This window comes from Kitasatospora sp. NPDC089913 (genome assembly GCF_044748625.1).
GTDB lineage: Bacteria > Actinomycetota > Actinomycetes > Streptomycetales > Streptomycetaceae > Kitasatospora.
The window spans coordinates 875,529-898,428 of sequence record NZ_JBIVGI010000001.1 but is presented as its reverse complement, the minus strand read 5'-3'; the positions used below and the strand labels follow the sequence as shown (position 1 = coordinate 898,428).

21 protein-coding genes and 2 pseudogenes are annotated in these 22,900 nt (G+C 74.5%); 11 read left to right on the top strand and 12 right to left on the bottom strand.

Annotated features, from left to right (window positions below):
* Positions 1-109: 109 nt before the first annotated feature.
* Positions 110-790, top strand: a pseudogene (locus ACIPYS_RS04045) (IS5 family transposase); the annotation flags it as partial.
* A 350-nt stretch (positions 791-1,140) separates the two neighbouring features.
* Here ACIPYS_RS04045 and ACIPYS_RS04040 read toward each other — a convergent pair.
* Genes ACIPYS_RS04040 through ACIPYS_RS04030 form a run of 3 tightly spaced genes read right to left on the bottom strand, consistent with a single transcriptional unit; the run spans position 1,141 to position 3,048 of the window.
* Complete coding sequence (locus tag ACIPYS_RS04040; protein WP_400742719.1) at positions 1,141-1,851, bottom strand: anti-sigma factor family protein; 711 nt, start codon at positions 1,849-1,851, stop codon at positions 1,141-1,143.
* A complete protein-coding gene (locus ACIPYS_RS04035) occupies positions 1,848-2,408 on the bottom strand; it encodes a sigma-70 family RNA polymerase sigma factor (RefSeq protein ID WP_093865221.1) in 561 nt (186 codons plus the stop codon). Before ACIPYS_RS04035 ends, ACIPYS_RS04040 begins: the two co-directional genes overlap by 4 nt.
* Positions 2,409-2,463: 55 nt before the next feature.
* Positions 2,464-3,048, bottom strand: coding sequence for a hypothetical protein (locus ACIPYS_RS04030; RefSeq protein WP_400742716.1), 585 nt, complete (start codon positions 3,046-3,048; stop codon positions 2,464-2,466).
* A 175-nt stretch (positions 3,049-3,223) separates the two neighbouring features.
* On the opposite strand from ACIPYS_RS04030, the pseudogene trxA reads away from it, so the two are divergent.
* A pseudogene (gene trxA / locus ACIPYS_RS04025) lies at positions 3,224-3,619 on the top strand (thioredoxin); the annotation flags it as partial.
* 143 nt (positions 3,620-3,762) lie between these two features.
* Here trxA and ACIPYS_RS04020 read toward each other — a convergent pair.
* The gene (locus ACIPYS_RS04020) at positions 3,763-4,749 is read right to left on the bottom strand and encodes a helix-turn-helix transcriptional regulator (RefSeq protein ID WP_400742713.1); all 987 of its coding nucleotides are present in this window, start codon (positions 4,747-4,749) and stop codon (positions 3,763-3,765) included.
* 274 nt (positions 4,750-5,023) lie between these two features.
* Between ACIPYS_RS04020 and ACIPYS_RS04015 the strand changes: the two genes are divergently transcribed.
* The 3 genes from ACIPYS_RS04015 to ACIPYS_RS04005 all read left to right on the top strand — a co-directional run bounded on the left by ACIPYS_RS04015 (position 5,024) and on the right by ACIPYS_RS04005 (position 8,809).
* Positions 5,024-5,767, top strand: a complete 744-nt coding sequence (locus ACIPYS_RS04015) for an alpha/beta fold hydrolase (protein WP_093862667.1) — start codon at positions 5,024-5,026, stop codon at positions 5,765-5,767.
* Positions 5,768-6,002: 235 nt separating this feature from the next.
* Positions 6,003-7,481: a dihydrolipoyl dehydrogenase family protein gene (locus ACIPYS_RS04010; protein WP_400742709.1), complete on the top strand. Its 1,479-nt coding sequence runs from the start codon at positions 6,003-6,005 to the stop codon at positions 7,479-7,481.
* A 230-nt stretch (positions 7,482-7,711) separates the two neighbouring features.
* Positions 7,712-8,809: a WD40/YVTN/BNR-like repeat-containing protein gene (locus tag ACIPYS_RS04005; RefSeq protein ID WP_400742707.1), complete on the top strand. Its 1,098-nt coding sequence runs from the start codon at positions 7,712-7,714 to the stop codon at positions 8,807-8,809.
* A gap of 29 nt (positions 8,810-8,838) precedes the next feature.
* On the opposite strand, the gene ACIPYS_RS04000 is transcribed toward ACIPYS_RS04005, so the two are convergent.
* On the bottom strand, positions 8,839-9,291 hold the full coding sequence (locus tag ACIPYS_RS04000) for a hypothetical protein (protein WP_400742704.1): 453 nt from the start codon (positions 9,289-9,291) through the stop codon (positions 8,839-8,841).
* 235 nt (positions 9,292-9,526) lie between these two features.
* Here ACIPYS_RS04000 and ACIPYS_RS03995 point away from each other — a divergent pair, with 235 nt between their 5' ends.
* Complete coding sequence (locus ACIPYS_RS03995) at positions 9,527-10,303, top strand: GNAT family N-acetyltransferase (protein ID WP_400742702.1); 777 nt, start codon at positions 9,527-9,529, stop codon at positions 10,301-10,303.
* 37 nt (positions 10,304-10,340) lie between these two features.
* Here ACIPYS_RS03995 and ACIPYS_RS03990 read toward each other — a convergent pair whose 3' ends face one another.
* The gene (locus ACIPYS_RS03990; protein ID WP_400742699.1) at positions 10,341-11,192 is read right to left on the bottom strand and encodes an EamA family transporter; all 852 of its coding nucleotides are present in this window, start codon (positions 11,190-11,192) and stop codon (positions 10,341-10,343) included.
* A 175-nt stretch (positions 11,193-11,367) separates the two neighbouring features.
* On the opposite strand from ACIPYS_RS03990, the gene ACIPYS_RS03985 reads away from it, so the two are divergent.
* Both ACIPYS_RS03985 and ACIPYS_RS03980 read left to right on the top strand, forming a co-directional pair.
* Positions 11,368-12,231 (top strand): MurR/RpiR family transcriptional regulator, encoded by an 864-nt coding sequence (locus tag ACIPYS_RS03985; RefSeq protein WP_093862662.1) that lies wholly within the window; start codon positions 11,368-11,370, stop codon positions 12,229-12,231.
* An 85-nt stretch (positions 12,232-12,316) separates the two neighbouring features.
* Positions 12,317-13,345, top strand: coding sequence for a LacI family DNA-binding transcriptional regulator (locus tag ACIPYS_RS03980; protein WP_400742695.1), 1,029 nt, complete (start codon positions 12,317-12,319; stop codon positions 13,343-13,345).
* A gap of 90 nt (positions 13,346-13,435) precedes the next feature.
* On the opposite strand, the gene ACIPYS_RS03975 is transcribed toward ACIPYS_RS03980, so the two are convergent.
* The 5 genes from ACIPYS_RS03975 to ACIPYS_RS03955 form a co-directional block, all read right to left on the bottom strand.
* On the bottom strand, positions 13,436-14,854 hold the full coding sequence (locus tag ACIPYS_RS03975; RefSeq protein WP_400742692.1) for an FAD-dependent oxidoreductase: 1,419 nt from the start codon (positions 14,852-14,854) through the stop codon (positions 13,436-13,438).
* 118 nt (positions 14,855-14,972) lie between these two features.
* Positions 14,973-16,025: an ABC transporter permease gene (locus tag ACIPYS_RS03970; RefSeq protein WP_400742689.1), complete on the bottom strand. Its 1,053-nt coding sequence runs from the start codon at positions 16,023-16,025 to the stop codon at positions 14,973-14,975.
* A complete protein-coding gene (locus tag ACIPYS_RS03965) occupies positions 16,022-16,885 on the bottom strand; it encodes an ABC transporter ATP-binding protein (protein ID WP_400742686.1) in 864 nt (287 codons plus the stop codon). The genes ACIPYS_RS03970 and ACIPYS_RS03965 overlap by 4 nt, the downstream gene beginning before the upstream one ends.
* A 147-nt stretch (positions 16,886-17,032) precedes the next feature.
* Positions 17,033-17,524, bottom strand: a complete 492-nt coding sequence (locus tag ACIPYS_RS03960) for a GntR family transcriptional regulator (RefSeq protein ID WP_400742683.1) — start codon at positions 17,522-17,524, stop codon at positions 17,033-17,035.
* Positions 17,525-17,620: 96 nt separating this feature from the next.
* A complete protein-coding gene (locus ACIPYS_RS03955; protein ID WP_400742680.1) occupies positions 17,621-19,207 on the bottom strand; it encodes a DUF2079 domain-containing protein in 1,587 nt (528 codons plus the stop codon).
* Positions 19,208-19,392: 185 nt separating this feature from the next.
* Between ACIPYS_RS03955 and ACIPYS_RS03950 the strand changes: the two genes are divergently transcribed.
* Complete coding sequence (locus ACIPYS_RS03950) at positions 19,393-20,469, top strand: fatty acid desaturase family protein (RefSeq protein WP_400742677.1); 1,077 nt, start codon at positions 19,393-19,395, stop codon at positions 20,467-20,469.
* Between the two features lie 90 nt (positions 20,470-20,559).
* Here the strand turns inward: ACIPYS_RS03950 and ACIPYS_RS03945 are convergent, their stop codons facing one another.
* Positions 20,560-21,072, bottom strand: coding sequence for a GNAT family N-acetyltransferase (locus ACIPYS_RS03945; RefSeq protein ID WP_093862654.1), 513 nt, complete (start codon positions 21,070-21,072; stop codon positions 20,560-20,562).
* A 123-nt stretch (positions 21,073-21,195) separates the two neighbouring features.
* On the opposite strand from ACIPYS_RS03945, the gene ACIPYS_RS03940 reads away from it, so the two are divergent.
* On the top strand, positions 21,196-21,342 hold the full coding sequence (locus ACIPYS_RS03940) for a hypothetical protein (protein WP_400742673.1): 147 nt from the start codon (positions 21,196-21,198) through the stop codon (positions 21,340-21,342).
* Positions 21,343-21,497: 155 nt separating this feature from the next.
* Entirely contained in the window at positions 21,498-22,877 is a 1,380-nt protein-coding gene (locus ACIPYS_RS03935; RefSeq protein WP_400742670.1) for an erythromycin esterase family protein, read from the top strand.
* Positions 22,878-22,900 lie beyond the last annotated feature (23 nt).

Genomic DNA, 22,900 nt, shown 5'->3' with positions numbered 1-22,900 from the left:
GAAGCATCGGGCGCGCGTAGGAAGTCGACACCGCCGACTTCCTGCGCGCCCTGCCAACGACCGCCCCGCCCGACGCCGAGCAGGGCGGCGGCAGCAGCTTCGGAGGATCGGTCGTCCGCCGTCGGACGACCGGGGCTGCTTGCAGGGGATCCTGTTCGTGCTGCACACGGGGATCCAGTGGGAGTGGTTGCCGCAGGAGCTCGGCTTCGGCTCGGGTATGACCTGCTGGCGCCGCCTGCGGGACCGGCACGAGGCCGGGGTGTGGGACCGGCTTCACCAGGTGCTGCTGACCGAGCTGCACCGTGCCGGCGGGCTGGACCGGTCGCGGGCGGTGATCGACGGCTCGCACCACCAGGCCCGTCTCGGTGGCCCAGAACGGGACCGAGCCCGGTCGACCGCGCGAGGCCGGGCTCGAAGCACCACGTGATCACGGATGGCCGGGGCACGCCACTGGCCATCACACTGACCGGCGGCAACCGTCATGACGTCACCCAGCTGCTGCCGCTCCTGGACGCGATCCCTCGCATCCGCGGGAAGACCGGTCGGCCGCGCCATCGGACGAAGCGGCTGTTCGCCGATCGCGGCTACGACTTCGACAAGTACCGCCGTCTGCTCTGGAAGCGGGGCATCAAACCGGTCATCGCCCGCCGCGGTGTGCCGCACGGCTCCGGGCTCGGAGCCCTGGGTCCACGGCTTTCGGCGCCTGCGGATCCGCTGGGACATCCGCGACGACATCCACGAGGCCTTCCTCAAGCCGGCCTGCTGCGTGATCACCTATCGGCGCGTTCGAGCCTTGTGTTGGCTCCTCCAAGTGGGGGCTGCGAGGGGCACAGGAAGTCGGCAGCGTCGACTTCCCACAACAGGCGGGCCGAGACACCCAGCGGGAGCCGTGAGCAGTGCGGGAAGTCGACTCGATCGACTTCCCGCGCGCCGCGCCAACCGTCGCACCGAGTCACGCCGGGCAGAGCGGCGGGTTTGGGAAGTCGGTCGGGCTCGTCGGTTCCCTGCGGGCAGCGGGCCGGAGGCCTGGGGCGGCCAGGAAGAGCCGGCCCGCGCAGGGAGTCGGCCTTGTCGACTTTCCGTGCCCCTGGTCACGTCGGGCGGGGGCGGTGCGGGCGGGGCTTCGGGTGGTGGTGGGGGTCAGGGGGTGTGGGTGGGGACGGTGAGGAGGAGGGTGTCGGTGTCGAGGGTGCGGATCTCGAAGTGGTCGATGGTGGTGGGCTGGAGGGCGGTGCCGCCGGTGGTGTGGAGGGCGGCGGTGGTGTAGCCGGTGGCGGGGACGCTCCAGGTGGTCACTGTCTGCCGGTCGCCCGCGTGGGAGACGGCGACCAGGTCGCAGGTGAGCGGGCCGGGGACGCCGGAGAGTTCGAGGGTGACCCGGCTGCCCCAGGGTGCGGCGTCGACGCCGACGACGGCCCGGGCCCCGGTCGCGGGGTCCGTCCCGGTGAAGCGGTGGGCCGCGGCCGTGGCGACCACCGCGGGCGGGGAGTCGGCGGTGATGACGGCGGCGGTCACGGCCGGTCCGGCCAGTGCCACGGCGGCGGCCGCGACGACCAGCGCCAGCCGCCGGACCCGGCCCCGGCGGCGGACCGCCCCGGCCTCGGCGACCAGCCGGTCGAGCAGCGCCGGGTCCGGACTCGGCAGGGGGTCGGCCGGGTCCCCGTCGGCCGCGTACTCGGCCAGCAGGGTTCCGACGGGGGTCAGTTCGGCCAGTTCCCGGGCGCACCGGGGGCAGCCGGCGGCCAGATGGGCGTCGAAGGCGGCACGTTCGGCCGGGTCCAGTACGCCGAGGACGTAGCCGGCGACGTCGAGGTGCACGGACGGGTCGGGGCCGGGCTCGTGCGGTGTCACGGTGTCACGCCCCGTTCCTCCAGGGCGAGCCTGAGCGCCCGCAGCGCGTAGTACAGCCGCGAGCGCACGGTGCCTGCGGGGATGCCGAGTTCGGCGGCGGCCTCGCCCGCGGTCAGGCCCTTGAAGTAGGTTTCCACGACGACCTCCCGGTGCGCGGGCGAGAGGTCGCCGAGGGCATCGGCCACCGTCATCATCCGTAGTGCGCGGTCGAGTTCGTCCGCGGCGGGCAGCAACTCCAGCGGTGCCGGGTCCACTTCGCGCGGCCGGGCGAGCGCGGCGCGGTGTCCGTCGATGACGATCCGGCGGGCGACGGTGGCCAGCCAGGGGCGCAGCGACGCGGCAGCCGGGTCGAGCCGGTGGAGGTTGCGCCAGGCCCTCAGCAGGGTCTCCTGCACGACGTCCTCGGCGCGTTGGCGGTCCCCGGCGACGAGGTGGAGCACGAAACCCAGCAGGGGCCCGGCGTGCTCGCGGTAGAGGGCGCGCATCAGCTCCTCGTCCGGTGCCGGCGCGCTCCGCGCGGCCGGGCGGCCGCCACCGGGAGGCTCCTCGGTCACCATCACATCCTTGCGCACCCGTGCCTCCGGGTCGAGTACGGGCGGCGGCCCGTCGGGCTCAGTAACCGGAGCCGCCCGAGGTGGCGGCGGCCCGGTCGCCGGCGGGGGTCACCGCGAACCAGACGCCCTGGACGCCCTGGCCCTTGGTGTCTCCGGGGTTCCGGTCGGGGGCGTAGCGGTAGAGCGGCCGGCCGGCGAGGGTGAGCTGCTTGCTGCCGTCGGCCCGGGTGACGGTGCCGACGAGTTTCGCGTCGATGCCGCCGGTGGTGACCGCGGTGCCGTCGGCGGGGGCCGCGGCCGGGGGCCAGAGGGTGGCGCAGTCGCCGTTGCAGGTCGCGGTCGGCGGTGTGGTGCTGTCCTTGTCGAAACGGTAGAGGGTGAAACCCGCGCTGTCGGTGACGACGGTGCCGAGCCGGGCGTCGGTGGTGGTCCGCAGGGTGGCGGCGGACGTGCCCGGCACGGAGGGTGCCGAGGAGGAGGCGGGCGGGTTGGTCGGCGGCGAGCCGCCGGAGGAGGCGGACGAGCCGCAGCCCGCGACGAGGGCGGCGGCGGCCAGCCCGGCGGCGGCGAGCACGGCGAGGCGCCCGGTCCCGCGAACGGAACCGGTCGGGCCTTCGGGACGGGTACGGCGGGTGCTGCGCATGGTGACCGCTCCCCGGTCGGTGGGTGGGCACGTCGGTGCCTGACACCCTCCGGTACGGACGGGGGCCGGATTCTGCTCGACGGATCGCGCGGTAGGGTCCGCGGAATAGCGCGCGAACAGCAGCCGTTGTGGGGGGGCAGATGGCCTTGACCGCCACCACCGGAAGGGCAGGAATCGCGAGATGAGCAGCACGGTCGAGCTGACCAAGGAGAACTTCGACGAGATCGTCCCTGGTGAGGGCGGCAAGGATTTCGTCCTGATCGACTTCTGGGCGGCCTGGTGCGGCCCGTGCCGGCAGTTCGCGCCGGTCTTCGAGAAGGCCGCCGAGCGTCACCAGGACCTCGTGTTCGCCAAGGTCGACACCGAGGCGCAGCAGGAACTCGCCGCTGCGTTCGGGATCCAGTCGATCCCCACGCTGGCGATCATCCGGGAGGGCGTGCTCGTCTTCTCCCAGGCCGGGGCGCTGCCCGAGCCGGTGTTCGAGGATCTGATCGGTCAGGCCAGGAAGCTGGACATGGACGAGGTCAAGCGGCAGGTGGCGTCGGAGCAGAACGGCGCGCCGAAGGCCTGACGGCCGGTCGCCCCTGCGGCGGGCTCCGGGGCGGCTGGTCCGCCCCGGAGCCCGCCGTCGCGTCTTTCGGCGGACCGGTACGCGGGCGGACCGGTACGCGGGCGGACCGATCCACGGGCGGACCGGTGCGCGTTCGGGGCCGCTCAGCCCTCGGCCGGTGCGCCTTCGGCCGGTCCCTGCTCCGCCCAGCCGGCGAGGCGGGCGGCCAGCGCGCGAACCTCGTCGCGCAGGGCGGCGGGGCGGCGGACGGTGAAGGGCCGACCGAGGCCGGCGAGCAGGACGGCCATGCCGTCGAGGCGCTCCGCCCGGGCGCGGAGCAGCACCCTGCCGTCCTCGGTCGCGGTGACCGTGCCGACGGTCGGCGGGACGCGGTGGCGGGCCTCGTCCAGGCCGATGGTCAGGACGACCTCGATCTCGTGCTGCCACGGCACCGAGGCGAGCGATTCCAGGACCCGCCGCACCGGGTCGACGTCCGCGGGCGGTTCGAAGCCGGCCGTGCCCGGCCGCACCGAGCGGATCCGGTCCAGCCGGAAGGTGCGCTGCTCGCCGCTGAGGTGGTCCAGCCCCGTGGTGTACCAGCGGCCGGAGTGGAAGACCAGCCCGTACGGATCGAACTCGCGCTCGCTCGGCGCACCGGTGCGGTCCCGGTAGTCGAGCCGGACCCGGCGGCTCCGACGCGCGGCCTCGGCGAGCGTGAACAACGCCGAGGCGGCCGGGCTGGGGCCGGAGGCGGGCGCGGCGGTCAGTCCGAGTGTCTGCTCTACGGCCGCGACCTGGTCCCGCAGCGCGGGCGGCAGCACCCGCTGGATCTTGGCGAGCGCCGACTCCCCGGCCTGCTCCCCCACCGACAGCCCGGACCGGCGGCCGGCCAGCAGCCCGAGCACCACCGAGGCGGCCTCGTCCCCGGTGAGCATCAGCGGTGGCAGCCGGTAGCCGGGCAGCAGCCGGTACCCGCCGTAGCGGCCGCGCTCGGCCCGGACGGGGATGCCGAGTTCGGCGAGCCGGGACGCGTAGCGGCGCACGGTGCGGGCGTCGACCTCCAGCCGCTCGGCGAGTTCGGCACCGGTGAGCCCGGGGCGGGCCTGGAGCAGTTCGAGGAGGGCGAGGATACGGCTGACCGGGTGTTCCACGGTGCTCCGCTCCTGTTCTGCCGACCGGCCGGGCCGACGGTCGGCCGGTGAGCGGCCGGGGGTCGACGGTGGTCGGGGGTCGGCCGGTCGGGGGTCGGCCGAGGGCCACGCGGCCGGCGGGGACACGGGCGGCCGGACAGCCGAACCGGTCGCAAATCCGGTCGAGTTCTGTCCGGTTGCCATTCTAGGGTCGGTGTGACGGCGGGCGGCCCGGCCGGCGGTCAGCACCGGGCCCGGGCCCACCACAGGCATTCCACGAGAGGACCGTCCCATCATGAGCACCTTCGTACTCGTCCCCGGTTTCTGGCTCGGCGGCTGGGCCTGGGACGCGGTGGCCGAACCCCTGCGCGCCGCCGGCCACACCGTGCACGCGGTGACCCTGCCCGGGCTCGCCGAACGGGCCGGCGAGGCAGGGCCGGACACCGGTACGGAGGCCCAGGTCGCCGACCTCACCGAGCTGTTGGTCCGCGAGGACCTCAGGGACGTGGTCCTGGTGGCGCACAGCGGCGGCACCGTCGCCGTGTCCGGCGCGGCCGACCGCGTGCCGGAGCGGATCCGCCGGGTGGTCTACGTCGACTCCGGCCCGATCGCGGACGGGGTCGCGCTCGCGGACCTCTGGGAACCGGACTACCGCGCCGCGCTGGAGGCCACACTGGTGGACGGCCGATGGCTGCCACTGCCGACCTGGGAGCTGCTGGCCTCCGACGGCGCCTCCGTGGAGGGGATCGACGAGGCCGGGCTGGCACGGTTCCGCGAGCGGGCGACGGCCCAGCCGGTCGGGACGCTGCACGAGCCGCTGCGGCTGACCGGCGGGGCGGACAAGCTGCCGAAGGGCCTGGTCTCCTGCTCGATGCCGCTGGCACAGGTCCGGGAGCTGATCGCCGCCGGGCACCCGTACTTCGCCGCGCTCGGCGGGCCCGAGTGGGAGCTGCGCGAGGTGCTGACCGGGCACTGGCCGATGTTCTCCCGGCCGGCCGAAACGGCGGCGGCGCTCGCCGAATTGGCGGAGCTCGGGTAGTCCGCGCACCGGCACCCGGTGGCCGCCGCTCCGCACCTCGGTGCGGCACGGCGGCCACCGGCATGTGCACGCGGCGGCCACCGGCGTGTGAAGGGGTTGTCCGGACCGGCGCCTCGCCCGCGTGTTCGGCTGCGCGGGGCGGCCGGGTCGGCGCAGGATGGGCACGGCACCACGGCACCACAGTGCAACAGCATCACCGCTCGACAGCACCGGTCCAGAACAGCGAGGAGCACGCATGACCTCCCCCCAGTCCCCCGCCCCCGAGGAGTTCGACGTCATCGTGATCGGCGCGGGCCCCACCGGCGAGAACGTCGCCGACCGGACGGCCGCCGCCGGGCTGCGCACGGTGATCGTGGAGAGCGAACTGGTCGGCGGCGAGTGCTCGTACTGGGCCTGCATGCCGAGCAAGGCACTGCTGCGCCCGGTGGCCGCGCTCGGCGACGCCCGCGCGGTGGCCGGTTCCCGGGAGGCGGTCGGCGACGGTGCGCTGGACGCGGCCGCGGTGCTCGCCCGGCGCGACTCGTTCGCCTCGCACTGGCAGGACGACGGCCAGGTGCGGTGGCTCCGCGACACCGGTATCGAGCTGGCCCGGGGCCACGGCCGGCTGGCCGGCGACCGGCAGGTGACGGTCGAGTCGGAGGACGGCGGCGAGCGGCTGCTGGTGGCCCGGCACGCCGTCGCGATCTGCACCGGGAGCCGCCCCGTGCTGCCGCGCGACGTGACCGGACTGGCCGACGCCCGGCCGTGGACCAACCGCGAGGCGACCGGCGCGCCCGCCGTCCCCGGGCGGCTGGCCGTGGTGGGCGGCGGGGTGGTCGGCGTGGAACTCGCCACCGCCTGGCGGGCGCTCGGCTCGGAGGTGGTACTGCTGGTCCGCGGCTCCGCGCTGCTGCCCCGGACCGAGCCGTTCGCCGGTGAGCTGGTCGCGGACGGTCTGCGGGACCTCGGGGTGGACCTCCGGTTCGGGACGGAGGTGACCGCGCTGGAGCGGCGGCCGGTGGACGGGGCGAGCGCCGCGGAGGGACCGTCCGAGGTCACGCTCACCCTGGGCGACGGCGGGCGGCTGACCGTGGACGAGGTGCTCTACGCCACCGGGCGGGCTCCGCGCACGGCGGACGTCGGTCTGGAGCAGGTCGGCCTGCACCCCGGCGACTGGCTCGACGTGGACGACAGCTGCACGGTGCTCGGCGTCGACGGCACCTGGCTGTACGCCGCCGGGGACGTCAACCACCGGGCACTGCTCACCCACCAGGGCAAGTACCAGGCTCGGATCACCGGCGCGGCGATCGTCGCCCGCGCCCAGGCGCGCCCGTTGGACACCAAGCGCTGGGGCGCGCACGCCGCGTCCGCGGACAGCGCCGGAGCGCCCCAGGTGGTCTTCACCCAGCCGGAGGTCGCCGCCGTCGGCCTGACCCTGGACGCCGCCGAACGGGCCGGGCTGCGGGTCAAGGCGATCGACCACGACCTCGGCGCGGTCGCCGGGGCCTCGCTCTACGGCGACGACTACCGGGGCCGGGCCCGGGTCGTGTTCGACCTGGACCGGGAGGTGCTGGTCGGCGCGACCTTCGTCGGCCCCGGCGTCTCCGAACTGCTGCACTCGGCGACGATCGCGGTGGTCGGCGAGGTGCCCATCGACCGGCTGTGGCACGCGGTGCCCGCCTATCCGACGATCAGCGAGGTCTGGCTGCGGCTGCTCGAGGGCTGCCGGGGCTGACGGCGCGGCCGACGAGGCCGACGGCGCGGTGCCCGGGCGCCGCGCCGTCGGGCCACCGTGCCGCCGTAGTGCGCCGGGGGACGGCATCGCGCGGGTCGACCGGGGGCGGGGCGGTGCCCGGGCCGCGGTCCGCCCCGGCGCGGCGAGATGTGGCGGGCCCCCGACGGCGGGACACTGGCCCGGGAGGGGTGTCCGCGGGGGCCGTTTCGCCGACCGGGTGGTGTGTCGCAATGACCGAGGTGCTGTTGGCCGTCGGGACCGAGAAGGGTCTCTTCCTCGGGCGCAGTCGTGACCGGGTGCACTGGGAGTTCAGCGGGCCGCATTTCCGGATGAACGCGATCTACTCCGTCGCCGTCGACCGCCGCGGGGACCGGACCAGGCTGCTGGTGGGCGCCGACAGCAGCCACTGGGGCCCGTCGGTGTGGCGCTCGGACGACCTCGGCGAGAGCTGGTTCGAGCCGTCCACGCCGGCCATCCGCTTCCCCGAGCACACGGGTGCCTCGCTGACCCGGGTCTGGCAGCTCCAGCCGGCCGGGCCCGAGGCCCCGGGCGTGGTCTACGCGGGCACCGAACCCGCCGCGCTGTTCCGCTCCACGGACGGCGGCGAGACCTTCACCCTGATCGAGTCGCTGTGGGACCACCCGCAGCGCACCGAGTGGGGAGCCGGCTACGGGGGCCAGGGACTGCACACCGTGCTCTGCGACCCGCGCGACCCGGAGCGGCTGCTGGTCGCCGTCTCCAGCGGCGGCGTCTACCGCAGCAAGGACGGCGGCGGCAGCTGGGAGCCCTCCAACACCGGTCTGCGGGCCGAGTTCCTGCCGGAGGAGAACCAGTACCCCGAGTTCGGCCAGTGCGTGCACAAGATCGCCCGGGACGCCGTGAACCCAGACCGGCTCTACCTCCAGAACCACGGCGGCGTCTACCGCAGCGACGACGGCGGCGCGAGCTGGCGTTCGATCGCCGACGGCCTGCCCGCCGACTTCGGCTTCGCGATCGCCGCCCACCCGCACCGTGCCGACACCGCGTACGTGTTCCCGCTCGGCGGCGCCGACGACCGGATTCCGCCGGGCCGCCGCTGCCGGGTGTTCCGCACCGACGACGCCGGCGACAGCTGGCAGGCGCTCGCCGAGGGTTTGCCCGGCGAGGACCACTACGGCGTCGTCCTGCGGGACGCGCTGCGCACCGACGACCTCGCACCGGCCGGCATCTACTTCGGCACCCGGACCGGCGAGGTCCACGCCAGCGCCGACGAGGGCGCCCACTGGTCACCGGTGCTCGCCCACCTGCCGGACGTGCTCTGCGTCCGCGCGGCGGTGATCGCGGACTGAGCCGGCCGGACCGGGCCGGGGCGGCGGGCTCAGGTGTCGTACTCGCCGTCCCAGGGGGCGTGGAAGCCGAGACGGTCGGGGTAGAACTCGGCCCAGTCGTCCTCTGTCGCGTCCTCGTGGTGCCGCTCGACGACCAGGCCGAAGCGGCAGCCGTCGACCAGCACCGTGAAGGGCGCGACGGCGATGTCCGCGAACTCCCGCTCCGGCAGCGCGTCCAGCCACTCCCGCAGCACGTCCTCGACCGCCTTCGGAGCCGCGCTCCCGGACTCCTCCGGTACGGTCTCGATCCGCGAGCCGAGGTGTCTCCCGCTCTCGTCGAACCGGTGCAGCACCGCGTACCACGCCCCGCCGTCGGGACCGGAGGACCCCTCGGGACTGGCGTAGCAGACGGAGGCGAAGAACTGGCCGCCCCGGCAGCGGCCGATGGTGTCGGTGCGGTAGCCGGGCTCGTGGAGGATCGGGACGACCTCGGGGACGCTCATGGCGGGAGACGATAGGCCCCACCACCGACAGCCCCGCCACCGACGGTCCCGCCACCGACGCTGCAGGCGACCGCGCAGCCGGGGGTCCGGTCCACCACCCCGATCGGCCCGATCCACCACCGGGTTCGGCCGGTTGACCCGAAGTCGGTTGATCCCGACGGATCGTTCACCGAGCATGGCGAACGACAGGGCGTACCGAGGGGTGGGCCGACGCGCGAGGATCGGACGGAACGGCGTGGCGCAGACGGGGAGCGACTGGCAGTACGGGTACGGGGCCGACGGGGTCGCCGTGGTGCGGTTCGAGCGGGGCGAACGGGAGGGCCGCCCCTGGGCGGACCGGCTGGAGGCGGTCGATCCGGGGGCCGATCCGGCCGCCCTGGTGGCCTTCGTGCAGACGGAACTGGCGGGCTGGGTGGTGTCCGGCCCGGTCCGGCTCGGGGAGGAGCTGGTGCGCCGGGGGGCCGCCGTGCTGCGCCACGGCCACACGATGCTCCGGAACCTCACCGACACTCCCCCGCCCGGAGGCTGGGCGGGCTGGGCGGACACCCCGCTCCGGAACGGGCTCCGCGCTGTTCCCTGCGACCGCGGGCCCGAGGCGCTCGTGTCCGCCTCCCGGGCGGCCTTCGGCCCCGGTCACCCCGACCACCGCACGGACGAGGGCCAGGACGAGCGGGTCGCGGTGCAGCGCCTCGCCGAGCTGCTCTCCGGGCAGGTCATAGGCCCCGTGCTGCCCTCCAGCTCCCTGGTCGTGGACGGCACCGACCGGGTGGTGGCGGGCGCCGTCCTCACCGATCGGGACGGCCTGCCCTGGATCGCCCATGTGTTCCGCGACCCGGCGCACGGCTACCCCGGGCTCGGCCGCGACCTGCTGCGCCGGGTCGTCGCCGCGGTCGCCGCCGCCGGCGGCGAGGAGATCGGACTGGCCGTGACCGAGGGCAACCGCGCCCGGCAGCTCTACACGGACCTGGGCTTCACGACGACGGACACCTCGCTGACCGTCATCGTCCCCTGAACCCCGGGGGCGCGCCCCCGACGTCCTGGAACCGGCCTCAGGGGCGGGCCAGTTCCAGGACGGCTATCCCGGCCAGCACGGCCGCGCTCGCCGCCATCCGCAGCCGCCCGAGACGCTCCCGGAAGACCACGGCGGCGATCAGCGCGGCGATCACGATGCTCGTTTCGCGCAGCGCCGCGACGGTGGCGAGGTCCCCCCGGGACTGCGCCCACACCACCAGCCCGTAGGCGGTCAGCGAGAGCACACCGCCGAGCAGCCCGAACGGCACCGCCGGGCCCGCCCCGGCCAGCAGCCGCGGCCCGCGCCTCGCCAGGGCGATCAGCGCCAGGACCGGCCCCTGGAGCAGGAACAGCCAGGCGACGTAGCCGCCGACCGTCCCCGCGTGCCGGACGCCGCCGCCGTCGGACACGGTGTAGGCAGCGATCATCACCCCGGTCCCGAGCGCCGCCGCGAGCGCGGGCAGCTGGGCCCGGCCCGGGATCCCCTTGGCGAAGGCCAGCCCGACCAGGCCGCAGGAGATGACGGCCACCCCGAGCAGTTCCCCGGCCCCGGGCGACTCGCCGAGGAGCGCCACCGACAGCACGGCCACCAGCAGGGGCGCCGAACCGCGCGCGATCGGGTACATCTGCCCGAAGTCCCCCAGCTGGTAGGCGCGCAGGAGCAGCAGCTGGGACACCACCTGCATCGCCACGGAGGCCAGCAGGTACGGCCAGGCGGCCGCAGCCGGGAACGGGTTCAGCAGCACCAGGACCACCGCGCACGCGGTGTACGCGAGGTTGATCAGGGTGAAGCCGACCAGCTTGTCCGGGATCCGGTGCGCCAGCCCGTTCCACACCGCGTGCAGGACGGCGGCGGTCAGAACGGCCGCGGGAACGGCGGCGGCTGCCATGGCGGAGCTCCCTTCCGGAGGACGGAACAGCAGAACGACGGAACAGCAGAACGAACAGCGGCACAGCGGAACGGCAGAACAGCGGAACGGCAGAACAGCAGAACAGCACAACGACGGATCGGCGGGCCGGTGGAGCACCGACCCCCGGAATTCTGTTCCACGTTACACTGGATCCATGGAAGAGCATTCCGAATTTTCTCCGCTGGAGTCCCAGCTGGCCGCCCACGTCCGGGCCCGGCTGGGCGAGCTGCGCGGCAGCGAGGAGCGGGTCGCCCGGGTGGTCCTCGCCCGGGGCGCCGATCTGGTCGGCCTCAGCGTGAGCGATGTCGCCGAACTCGCCGGGACGGCGCCGTCCTCGGTGGTCCGCGCCTGCCAGCGGCTCGGCTTCCGCGGCTACCAGGAGCTGAAGATCGCGGCCGTCCGCCAGGCCCCGGCCCCGGCCCCGGACGCGTCCGACACCCGGGACCCGGCCGCCCGCGCCCTCTCCGACACCGTCCGCGCCGCCCGGGAGGCGCTCGACGGGATCACCACCACGCTCGCCGTCGACGGACTGCGGGCGGCGGCCGGGGCGCTGGACGCCGCCGACCACGTCCTCCTCCTCGGCGAGGGGCTCTCCGGCGCGGTCGTGCTGGACGCCGCCTACCGGCTGCGCGCCCTGGGCCTGCGCACCGACGCCCCCGCCGACCCGAGCACGGCGCAACTGGCCGCCGCACAGCTGACGTCCGCCTCCGCCTGCCTGGCGGTCAGCCACACCGGGGCGACCCGCACCGTGGTCGACGCCGCCCGCCACGCCCGCGACAACGGCGCCGCGGTGGTGGCCGTCACCAGCTACGCCCGCTCCCCGCTCGGCGAGGCCGCCACCCACACCCTGGTCGCCGGCGGCCAGGACCTGGTCTTCGGGCTGGAGACCACCGCCAGCCGGATCGCCCATCTGACGGTGGTGGACGCGCTGACGCTCACCCTGCTCGCCCTGCGCGGCGAACCGGCCGAGCGGGCCCTGCGCCGCTCCGCGGACGTCACCGCCGACCAGATGTACTGACGGTGCCCCGCACGGTGTTCGACGCGGCGTCCGGCCGGTGGAACGACGGCCGGGCCCGTCGGTACCGGTGTGTAGGCTCGCGGGCATGGCAAGGGTGACGCGGGACGACGTGGCGAGGACGGCGGGGACGTCGACGGCGGTCGTGAGTTATGTGATCAACAACGGACCCCGGCCGGTGGCGGCCGCGACCCGGGCCCGGGTGCTCGCCGCCGTCGAGGAGCTGGGGTACCGGCCGAACCGCGTCGCGCAGGCCATGGCGCGGCGGCGGACCGACCTGATCGGCATGGTCGTCCCGGACGCCCGGCAGCCCTTCTTCGCCGAACTCGCGCACACCGTGGAGCGGGCCGCCGCCGAGCGCGGAAAGCTGGTGCTGATCGGCAACTCCGACTACGCCGACGAGCGCGAGGCCCACTACATCCGCGCCTTCCTGGGCATGCAGGTGGACGGCCTGATCCTGGTCACCCAGGACCCGTCCGCCCCCGGCGTCGCCCGGGCGGACGCCCCGGACGGAACGCCGGTCGTGCTGCTGCACCACCGCGCCGAGACCGAGCACGGGATCGCGGTCGTCGCGGACGACGAGGGCGGGGCGCGGGAGGTCGTCGGCCATCTGCTCGGACACGGCCACGCCACCGTGCACTGCTTCGGCGGCACCTTCTCGCTCAGCCCGAGCGACCCGGTCACCGTCCGCACCGCCGGCTGGGCCGCCGCGCTCACCGAGGCCGGACTCGCCACCGAGGGGCGACTGGTCGTCGCGCCCTTCGACCGCGTCCGCGCGCACCGGGAGGCGCTCGTCCTGCTGGCGCGCGCCGACCGGCCGACGGCCGTGTTCTGCGCGACCGACGACCAGGCGATCGGCCTGTTGCGGGCCGCCGACGACCTCGGCCTGCGGGTCCCGGAGGACCTCGCGGTGGCCGGATTCGACGACATCGCGGAGGCCGTGATCGCCGGCCCGCCGCTGACCAGCGTGGCCACCGCGCAGGAGGAGATGGCGCGCGCCGCCGTCGACCTGGTGCTCGGTGTGCGCGCCGACGGGGAGCCGACGCCCACCGCCGGGGCCCGGATGTTCCCGGCCCGGATGGTGGTCCGGCGGTCCTGCGGCTGCACCGGGCCCTGAGCCGGGGCGCGGGCAGGACCACGGGCAGGAAGCACGAGCCCGGGCGAGACCGCCCGGGCACCCGGCCCCGCCCGGCTCCGGCCCCGGGCTCTACGCCTCGGCCGGAGCACCACCCGGAGCGGCGTCACCACCCGGAGCACCGTCATCGTCCGGAGCACCGGGCGGCCCGGCCATGAGGTGCAGGTTCTCGTGGCCGTCCGGGGCAAGCACCCGGTCGTGGTTGAACGCGGAGATGCCGGCCCAGAACGCGCCCCGTTCGAACATCGCCTTCTCGTAGCCCTCGACGGCGGCTTCGAGGTCCGCCGCGGTCGAGGGCTCCCAGCAGGCCGGCGGCGCCAGCACGGGGGCCACCGCCAGCGCGAGTTCGGCGGCGTCCCACATCGCGAGGTTGACGCCCTGCCCGGCGAACGGGGACATCAGGTGCGCCGCGTCCCCGACCAGGGTGACGCCCGGCCGGCGCGACCAGCGCAGGCCGACCGGCAGCATCTCCAGCGGCTGGGTCCGCACGCTGTCGTCGCAGGCGGCCAGGGCGTCCCGGAACTCCGGCGCCCAGTCGGCGAAGTGGCGGGAGACGGCGGCCCGGGTGCCCGCCGGGTCGTGGGCGGAGAGGCCGGCCACCCGCAGCCAGTCCTCGGGGCTGCGGAAGAAGGCGTAGACACGGATCCGGCCGTCACCGTTGCGCTGGAGGACCAGGCCCTTGTTGTCGTGGAAGGCGAACAGGGTGCCGTTGCCCACCGCGGCGGCGGCCCCGGGTGCGGTCCGGTCCGCGTCGGGGATGCCCAGCTCCACCAGGCTGACGCCGGTGTAGTGCGGCTCCACCGGGGTGAGTTGCGGGCGGACCCGGGAGTGCGCGCCCTCGGCGCCGATCAGCAGGTCGCAGAGCTCGACGGCGCCGTTGTCGAAATGCAGGCGGTGCCGGCCGTCGCCGAGCGGCTCGGCCCGGTCGAGACGGTGACCCCAGCGGACGGTGCCGGGAGCGAGCGAGTCCAGCAGCAGTCCGCGCAGATCGCCCCGGTCGATCTCGGGGCTCGCCCCCGCGTCGGCCCCGCCGGGCGCACCGGACCCGTCCACGGCGCCGTGAGGGCCCGACGCGCCGGCGGCGTCGGGAGCGGGCCCGGCGCCGAACCCGCTCGGGGCGGCACCGTGCTTGTCGACGATGCGGAACTCCGCTCCCTCGGGCCTGGCCTTCGCCCAGAACTCCTCGGTCAGGCGCGCCTCCTGGACGGCGCGCCGGCCGGTGTCGCCGTGCAGGTCGAGCGTCCCGCCCTGGCCGCGGACGTCCCGGTCGGGCTCGCGCTCGTAGACGGTGGCGGTGATGCCGTGGACCTGGAGGATCCGGGCGAGGGTGAGGCCGGCGGGGCCGCCGCCGATGACGGCGATCCTCACGGTCGCACCGGCCGCACCGGTCGCACCGGCCGTTCCGGTCGCCTCGTCCGCACTGGTCACACCGGTCGCACCGGCTGCTTCGTCCGCCGCGTCCGCACCGGTGCCTGCTGTCGTTCCGCTCATGCTGCGCAGTTCTCCTTCTGGGACGGGGGAGACCGCAAGCGGCCGTGACGCCGTCCCAGTCTGCTGCGCCGGGCGCGCGGGCAGAAGACCGTAATCGGACGGCGCCGGGCCGGACCGTTCAGACCCCGGCACGGGTGAGCCGGCGGAGCACGACGGCCACCACCAGGGCGGTGAGCACCAGCAGCAGACCGGCTTCGACCAGCTGGATCGGCACGAAGTGGGAGACCGGGTGGTACTGGCCCCAGGAGGTCGGTGCCTCCTGGCAGACCTCGGCGGACTCGTAGCACTTCTCGTTCATCAGCCGGGTGCCGTCCGCCAGCACCACGCCGCGCTCCACCAGCCAGGAGCCGCCGGGCTGGACGAAGCCGCCCAACGTGTTGTTGTAGGGCTGCTCCTCCTCGACCAGCGGCCAGAAGAACGGCCGCCAGGCGACCGTCACGGCCTGCGCGAGCGCCACCACCACCCCACTGACCAGCACCGCGGCGACGGTGCGCCGCAGCAGTTGCCCCACCAGCACACCGAGGACCAGGCCGAACACCGACCAGGCGACCGGGGCGACCCCCAGCACCGGGTAGGTGAAGCCCTGGAAGGGAGGGTCGAAGGCCACCGGGCCGTGGTAGATGTCCGACCACCACACCCAGCTGGTCAGCGCGGCCAGCACGGCGGTCGCCACCAGGACGGTCGCACCGGGGACGGCGAGCCGGGTCAGCAGCCAGCGGCGCGGGCTGACCGACTGCGTCAGGGCCAGCCGGACGGTGCCGCGTTCGTACTCCTGGGCGAGCAGCGGCCCGCCCAGGAACATGCCGACCAGAACGGGTACGGCGGTGACGGCGGGCTGGAGGACGTCGGTGAACATCCGGGTCAGCAGCTCGACCCGGCCGAACTGGATCCGGCACTCGATCCGGTCCCAGGAGGACGGGGTGACGCAGGAGGTCTGCTGCATGACCCCGATCCGGTCCTGGATCAGGACGTGCATGGCGATCAGGACGGCGGAGACGAGGACGAGCAGGATCGCCACCGACCGGATCGCGGCCCGGTTCTGGTGCAGGACCAGCCACAGCACCCCGCTCGGTCCGCGCCTGCGGGCCGGGGCGGAGCCGCCGTTCGCGGCCGACGGGGCGGCGGCCGGGCGGGGAGGTGTCGCGTGCCCGGACAAAGTGCTGGTGCTCATGCGGCGGCCTCGCGATCGGCGTCGGCGGCGGGCGGGGGCAGTGGGGTGCGGAGGTAGGCCAGCAGCAGCTCCTCCAGACTCGGCCGGACCGACTCCCACGGTCCGTCGACCGGCTCGCCGCTGTGCAACAGGGCGGTGACCTGGCGGCCCCGGACCCGGCGCTCCACGGTGGTCCCGGCGGGCAGTTCCGCACCTTCGGCGATGCCGGTGAGCAGCCGGTGGCTGTCGAGGATCTCCTCCGGGTCGCCGGACAGCCGGATCCGCCCCGCCTGCACCAGCAGCAAGTGGTCCATGACGCCGTCGAGTTCGGGCAGGATGTGCGAGGAGACCAGGATCGTGGTGCCGCGTTCGGCGGCCTCGGCCATCAGGACGCCCATCAGCTCGTGGCGGGCGAGCGGGTCGAGGTCGGACATCGGCTCGTCGAGCAGGAGCAGGTCGGCGCGCTTGCCGAGGGCGAGCGCGAGCGCGACCCTGGTCCGCTGACCCCCGGAGAGCGAGCCGACGCGGGCGTCGAGCCTCAACTCCCCCATCCCGATGACCCGCTGGGCCACCTCCTCGTCCCAGCCCGGGTTGAGCTCGCGCCCCATGCGCAGCGTCCCGGCCACCGTGAAGGAGGGGTAGAGCGGCTTCTCCTGGGTGACGCAGGCGACCCTGGCCCGGGTCTCCCGGGTGCTCGACGCCTCGCCGAACACCCGCAACTCGCCCTCGGTGGGCTCGATCAGGCGCGCGGCCAGGGTGAGCAGGGTGCTCTTGCCCGCGCCGTTGGCGCCGACCACACCGCAGATCCGGCCGGCCGGGACGGTGAACCCGCAGTCCCGCAGCGCCCACCGGTCGCCCCGGTAGCGTTTGCCGAGTCCCACGGCCTCGATGGCCGGTGTGCCCTCGGACGGCGCTCCGCCGGACGGCGCTCCGCCGGACGGCGTTCCGCCCGGCCGCCCGTCCCGTGGCCCGGATATCGCCTGCGTCGCCGCTGTCGCGTCTGTCATGCGGCCCCCACCCTCTCTGTTCTACGCGGTCGGATCCGCCGGCCCGGTGCTTTCGGCACTGCCGGAACTCCCCTTGCCGGAACTCCCCTTGCCGCCACTGCCCCCGGCGATGCCGCTCCCGCCGGTGACGCCGGTCTCGAAGCGCTGGTCCAGTACCGACGCCATCAGCGCGGAGATGTCCTCGCGGTCGAGTCCGGCCGTACGGGCCTCGTCGACCCACCCCACCAGCCCCGCGCGCAGCGGTCCGTCGGCGGCCGCCTCCGGCCTGGCGAGCGAACGCCGGACGAAGGTGCCAAGACCCGGCCTGGGCTCGACCAGCCCCTCGCGTTCGAGTTCTCGATAGGCCTTCAGCACGGTGTTCGGGTTGATCGCGGTCTGTTCGACCACCTCCCGCGCGGTCGGCAGCTTGTCCCCGGGCTGCAGCACACCGAGTCGCAGCGCCTGCTTGGTCTGCTGCACGATCTGCTGGTAGGTGGACACTCCGCTGCGCCGCTCGATGCGGTACTCGATCACACCCGCATCACCCTTTCACTAGTTTATTGGTGGAATGGTGGCGGACCATTGCGCCGCGGTCAAGTCCGACCCCACCCGGGGAACGGTCGAAAGGCCCTACGGGCGGCCGAGCAGCCGCAGGTCACCGTCGTCCACGACCCGGCGGTAGCCGAGCCGCTCGTAGCGGTCGAGCATCCGGAGGGTGTCGGCGATCGCGCAGGGCGCCTGCACACTCGGGTCGGCCAGGTCGACGACCACCCAGTCCGGGCCACCCCGTACTGCACCGGCCGGCACCGCACCGACCGGCACCGCACCGACGGGCGGAGAACCGACCGGCAGCGACCCGTTCGACGGGGACCCGACCGCCGGAGACCCGTTCGGCGGGGACCCGGCCGCCGGAGACTCGACCGGCGGCGAAGGCTCGCGGCAGACCAGGCCGACCGTGGTCCGCCCGGCCAGTTGCGCGGCGAGGCGGTTGGAGGCGGCGACGGTCGCACCGTCGGGTATCCGGGCGAGCATCGCCCGGGCCCGCTCCAGTCGGGGCGAAGTCCCCCAGGCCCCGGGGGCGACGAGTTCGTGCAGCGGGTAGACCGGCAGCGTCACCAGGGCCACCAGTCCGGCCACCGCAAGGGCGCGGCGGGCCCGGCGGACGGCCACCAGGGCCGGTCCCGGTCCGGCCGCCCGGCTCCTCACGAGTACCCGACCCGGCCCGTCGAAGGCTCCGGTCCGCCGCACGGCGTCCACCAGGGCCGCCAGCAGCAGCGGCATCAGCACCGCACTGTAGTGGTAACTCACTCCCCAGTAGTGCGAGTTGTCGGCGGCCAGCCGCCAGCCGAGGGTGGGCACGCAGAGCAGGACCAGCGGCGACCGCAGCCCCAGGAAGCCGGCCGTGGCCGCGGCCAGTGCGAGCAGCAGCCATTTCAGCGGCGGCCAGACCAGCCGGCCCGCGAGCTCCCACGGCGCGCCCGCCGCCTCCCGCGTGCCCATCTGCCCCCAGTAGTCGAAGCCGCCGTCCGGGTTGAACGAGGGCAGCACGACCAACACGGTCAGCGCGGTCGCCGCGAGCCCGAAGACCGCCGCCCCGAAGCCCAGCGCCCTGGTCCCGCTGCCCTTCCCCGCCCGGACGAAGACCAGTGCGCCCACCACCGCCACGGTGAGCCCGAGATCCTCCTTGACCAGGACCAGTGGCAGGGCCCACAGCACCGCGGCGACCGGGCGGCCCCGGCCGAGCGCGGTGGCGGCGAAGGCGAGCAGCGGCACCGCGAACGCGATCTCATGGAAGTCGTCGGCCGCCGCCTCGACGATCCCCCAGGAGACCCCGGTCAGGCCGCCGACCAGGACGGCCGGCCTCGGGCCGCCCACCTCGAAGGCCCACCGGGCGAGCGGCACGACGGCCAGCGCCATCAGCACCGCCTGCGCCAGCAGCAGCGTGACCGCGCCCGGGAACAGCCGGTACAGCGGGGCGAGGACGGCGAGCAGCGGGTGGAAGTGGTCGCCGAGCAGCTGGTAGCCGGGGCCCTTGAGCAGTACCACCGGCGCCTCGCCGTGGGCGTAGGCACGCACCGCCTGCTCGAAGATGCCCAGGTCGTAGGCCTGGGTCAGCATCCGCCGGTGCCGGTTGACGGCGACGCAGGCGTAGAGCGCGGCGAACAGCCCGGCCAGCCCCCAGGACAGCGGCCGGGGCCGCCGGAGGGCATGGAGCATCCGCATGAGTAAACCACCCTTTCACTACTCAATTAGTGAAAGGGTGGTGGAACCCCGCGACGGCCGTCAACCCCGACCGCCGCCGGGCGGGGGCATTCCCGCCCCCGAACCGGGGGTCAACCCCCCTGTCGAGAAGGGGGCTTGTCCGGTTCTCCGCACCCGGGCCGGCCACCAGACTTCCTGCCATGAGCCCAGAGCCCACGACGCTTGCCCCACCCGCACCGGTCGCCACGGCCACCACCGCCACTCCGGCCGGGCGGGAGCGGGAGGGCAGCGACTTCGCCCAGCTGGCCCGCCGGATCACCGAGGAGGGCCTGCTCGACCGGCGCCCCGGCTACTACACCGCGCGCATCGGCCTCACCCTCGCGGCGTTCGCGGCCGGCTGGTACGCCCTCTTCGCCCTGGGCGACACCTGGCTGCAACTCGCCCTGGCCGCCGGCCTGTCCGTGGTCTTCACGCAACTCGGCCTGATAGCACATGACCTGGCGCACCGTCAGGTCTTCGGTGGACGGCGGGCGAGCGAGACCGGCGGGCGGATCGTCGCCAACCTGCTGATGGGTATGAGCTACGGCTGGTGGATGAGCAAGCACACCCGCCACCACGCCAACCCCAACCACGAGGGCCGGGATCCGGACGTCTCCCCCGACATCGTGGTGTGGTCCCAGCAGCAGGCCAGGGAGTCACGCGGGGTCGCCCGGTTCATCGGCCGCCGACTGGCCTACCTCTTCCTCCCGCTGCTGTGCCTGGAGGGCCTCAACCTCAGCTGGAACAGCTTCCGCGCACTGCGCAGCCCCGACATGAAGCGCCCCCGGCTGGAGGGCTCCCTCCTGGTCCTCCACTTCGCGGCCTACCTCGGGGCCGTCCTCGCCGCCCTCCCGGCCGGAAAGGCGATCGCCTTCCTGGTGGTCCACCAGGCGCTGCTGGGCATCCTCCTGGGCTGCGTCTTCGCGCCCAACCACAAGGGCATGCTGATGGTGACCCCGGAGATGCGGCTGGACTTCCTCCGCCGCCAGGTGCTGACCTCGCGCAACGTCCGCGGCAACCCGGTGCTCGACACTCTGATGGGCGGCCTCAACTACCAGATCGAGCACCACCTCTTCCCCAGCATGCCGACCCCCGCACTCCCCCGGGCCGCCCGGATCACCCGGCAGTTCTGCGCCGAGAAGGGCATCCCGTACTACGAGACCGGGCTGCTCCGCTCCTACCGGGAGATCTTCGCCCACCTCCACCGCACCGGCGAGCCGCTGCGCGCGGACCACTGACCCGGCCGGACCGCTCACCCGGTCGGAAAGCGGCCCCGGCGGACCACTCACCCGCCGGACCACGGCCCCACCGGAGCGCGAAGCCTCGGTTCAGACCAGTTCGGCGGCCAGCAGGTCCATCAGCAGGTTGTCGTGCCAGGTGCCGTCCGAGCCGCGCTCGTACTGCCGCATCACCCCCACGGGGCGGAAACCGACCTTCTCGTAACAGCGGATCGCCGCCGTGTTGTCCGCCGCCGGGTCGATGATCAGCCGGTGGTAGTGGTGCTCGTCGACGAGGTGGCGGGCCAGCGTGCGAACGGCGTCGGTGCCGTGGCCGCGCCCGTGGTGGGCCGGGTCGAGATAGATGTCCATCCCGGCGTGGCGGTACTCGTCGTCGTTCTCGGCGTACCACTGGACCGCGCCGACGACCCGGCCCCCGACCTCGATCACGAAGGTCTCGGTGCCGGGCTCGGCGAGGTCGGTGGTGACGGCGTCGGTGAGGTCGTCACCACCGCGCCAGCGGGCGTAGACCTCGGGGGTGCGGCGGATGGCGACCAGGGCCGGGATGTCCTCGGCGGAGGCCGGACGGAGTGTGACGTGCGCGCCGTGCAGATTCGTCCCCATAACAGCGGATGCTCCCACGGAACGCCGCATTCGGCGAGCCGATATCGCTCTGCACGCACACCGTCCCACCAGCCATGATTCGCCCCCGCGACACGTCCGCCGATCATCCTCCAGGACGACCCGGTGGCGGCGTTCGACCTGGCCCGCGCGCTCGCGGTGGGGCGGGCCGAGGCCGGACCGCCGGCGGCCGAGCCTCGCCCGGAGAAGGACGCGGACGTGCGGCCCGGCCGCCCGTGGGCGGCGCCGTCGGCCACCGCGCGCACCCCGTAACGGACGGAGGGGCCGCCGCCGGTCGGGGGCCCGCCACCGAATCCGACCGGACGGCGGTCCTCCCCAGCGCGCGGCGGGCTCCTCCGCGGCGAAGATCAACTCGACGGAACGCCGAGGTCCTCGGCGTTCCGTCGAGTTGAGAAGTGATCACAACGATGGCAGGCGACAAGCGGATCGGGCGGCGCGGACTGCTGGCGGCGACGGCGGTACTGGCCGCCGCGGCGGTACTGGTCCCGGTGGCGGCGGTGGCCGCGCCGATGGCCCCCACCTCGGCCGGGTCCGCGGCCGCGGACCCGGCGGCGGCGGAGCGCTCCGCCGTGGTGCGCGCGCTGGAGGGCGTCGCCCAGCCGCTGCGGACGACCGAACCGGGCAGCCGCACCGCCGACCTGCGGGCGCTGGGCGCGGTGATCGGCGATGCCCGGGTGGTCGGCCTCGGCGAGGCCACCCACGGTTCGCACGAGCTCTTCGCGATGAAGCAGCGGCTGTTCCGCTACCTGGTCGAGGAGAAGGGCTTCACCGCCTTCGCCCTGGAGACCGGTTGGAGCAGTGGCCTGCAGATCGACGAGTACGTCCAGGGCGGTCCGGGCGACGCGCGGCAGTTGGTGAAGGACGCCCTGGGCGGCAGCCCGTGGGACCGGGAGGAGTTCGCCGACCTGATCGCCTGGATGCGCTCCCACAACCGGAGCCACCCGGAGAACCCGGTCCACTTCGTGGGCGACGACATCGGTGCCCCGAGGCTCGGCGACCGGATCTTCGAACGGGTCGTCTCCTACCTGCGGGAGACCCGGCCGGAGGCGCTCCCGCGGCTCGACGGGCTCTACGCCGGGCTGCGACCGTTCGACGACGCCATGGCGTACCTGAAGAAGCCGCTCGCCGAGCGCCGGGAGAACGCCGCCAGGGCGCAGCAGGCCCTCGACCTGGTCACCGCGAGCGGCGCCGGCGACGGCGCCCACGCGTGGGCCGTGCAGCACGCCAGGAACATCGCCGACACCTTCGCCTTCATCGCCCTGGACCTCGCCGACCCGGCCTCCGTGTCGGCCGCCGAGCAGTTGCGCGACCGGGTGATGGCGGACAACACCGCCTGGTGGGAGCGCCGCACCGGCGGCAAGGTGCTGCTGTCGGCGCACAACGGGCACACCGGCTACCTGGCCACCGACACCTTCCTCTGTCCCGAGCCGCAGGGGTCCCACCTCCGGGAGGTCTACGGCCGCGACTACGTGGCCGTCGGCTTCACCTTCGACAGCGGATCCTTCCTCACCAACGACGGGATCCTGACCGACGCCTGGAAGGCCGTCACCGTTCCCCCGGCCACGCCGGAGATGAACGAGCACACCCTCGACCGGGTCCGGTTCAGGGACTACTACGTCGATCTGCGCACCGTGCCCCGGGCGGCCCGCGACTGGCTGGACGTCACCCGCCCCACCTACGAGGCCGGATCGGTCTACCGCACCGACCCCCGGCCGGAGTTGGCGATCGGCCGGGCCTACGACGTCCTGATCCACCTGAACCGGGTGACGCAGGCCCGGATGTTCTGACCGCCCGGGGCGCCGGCGTCGGC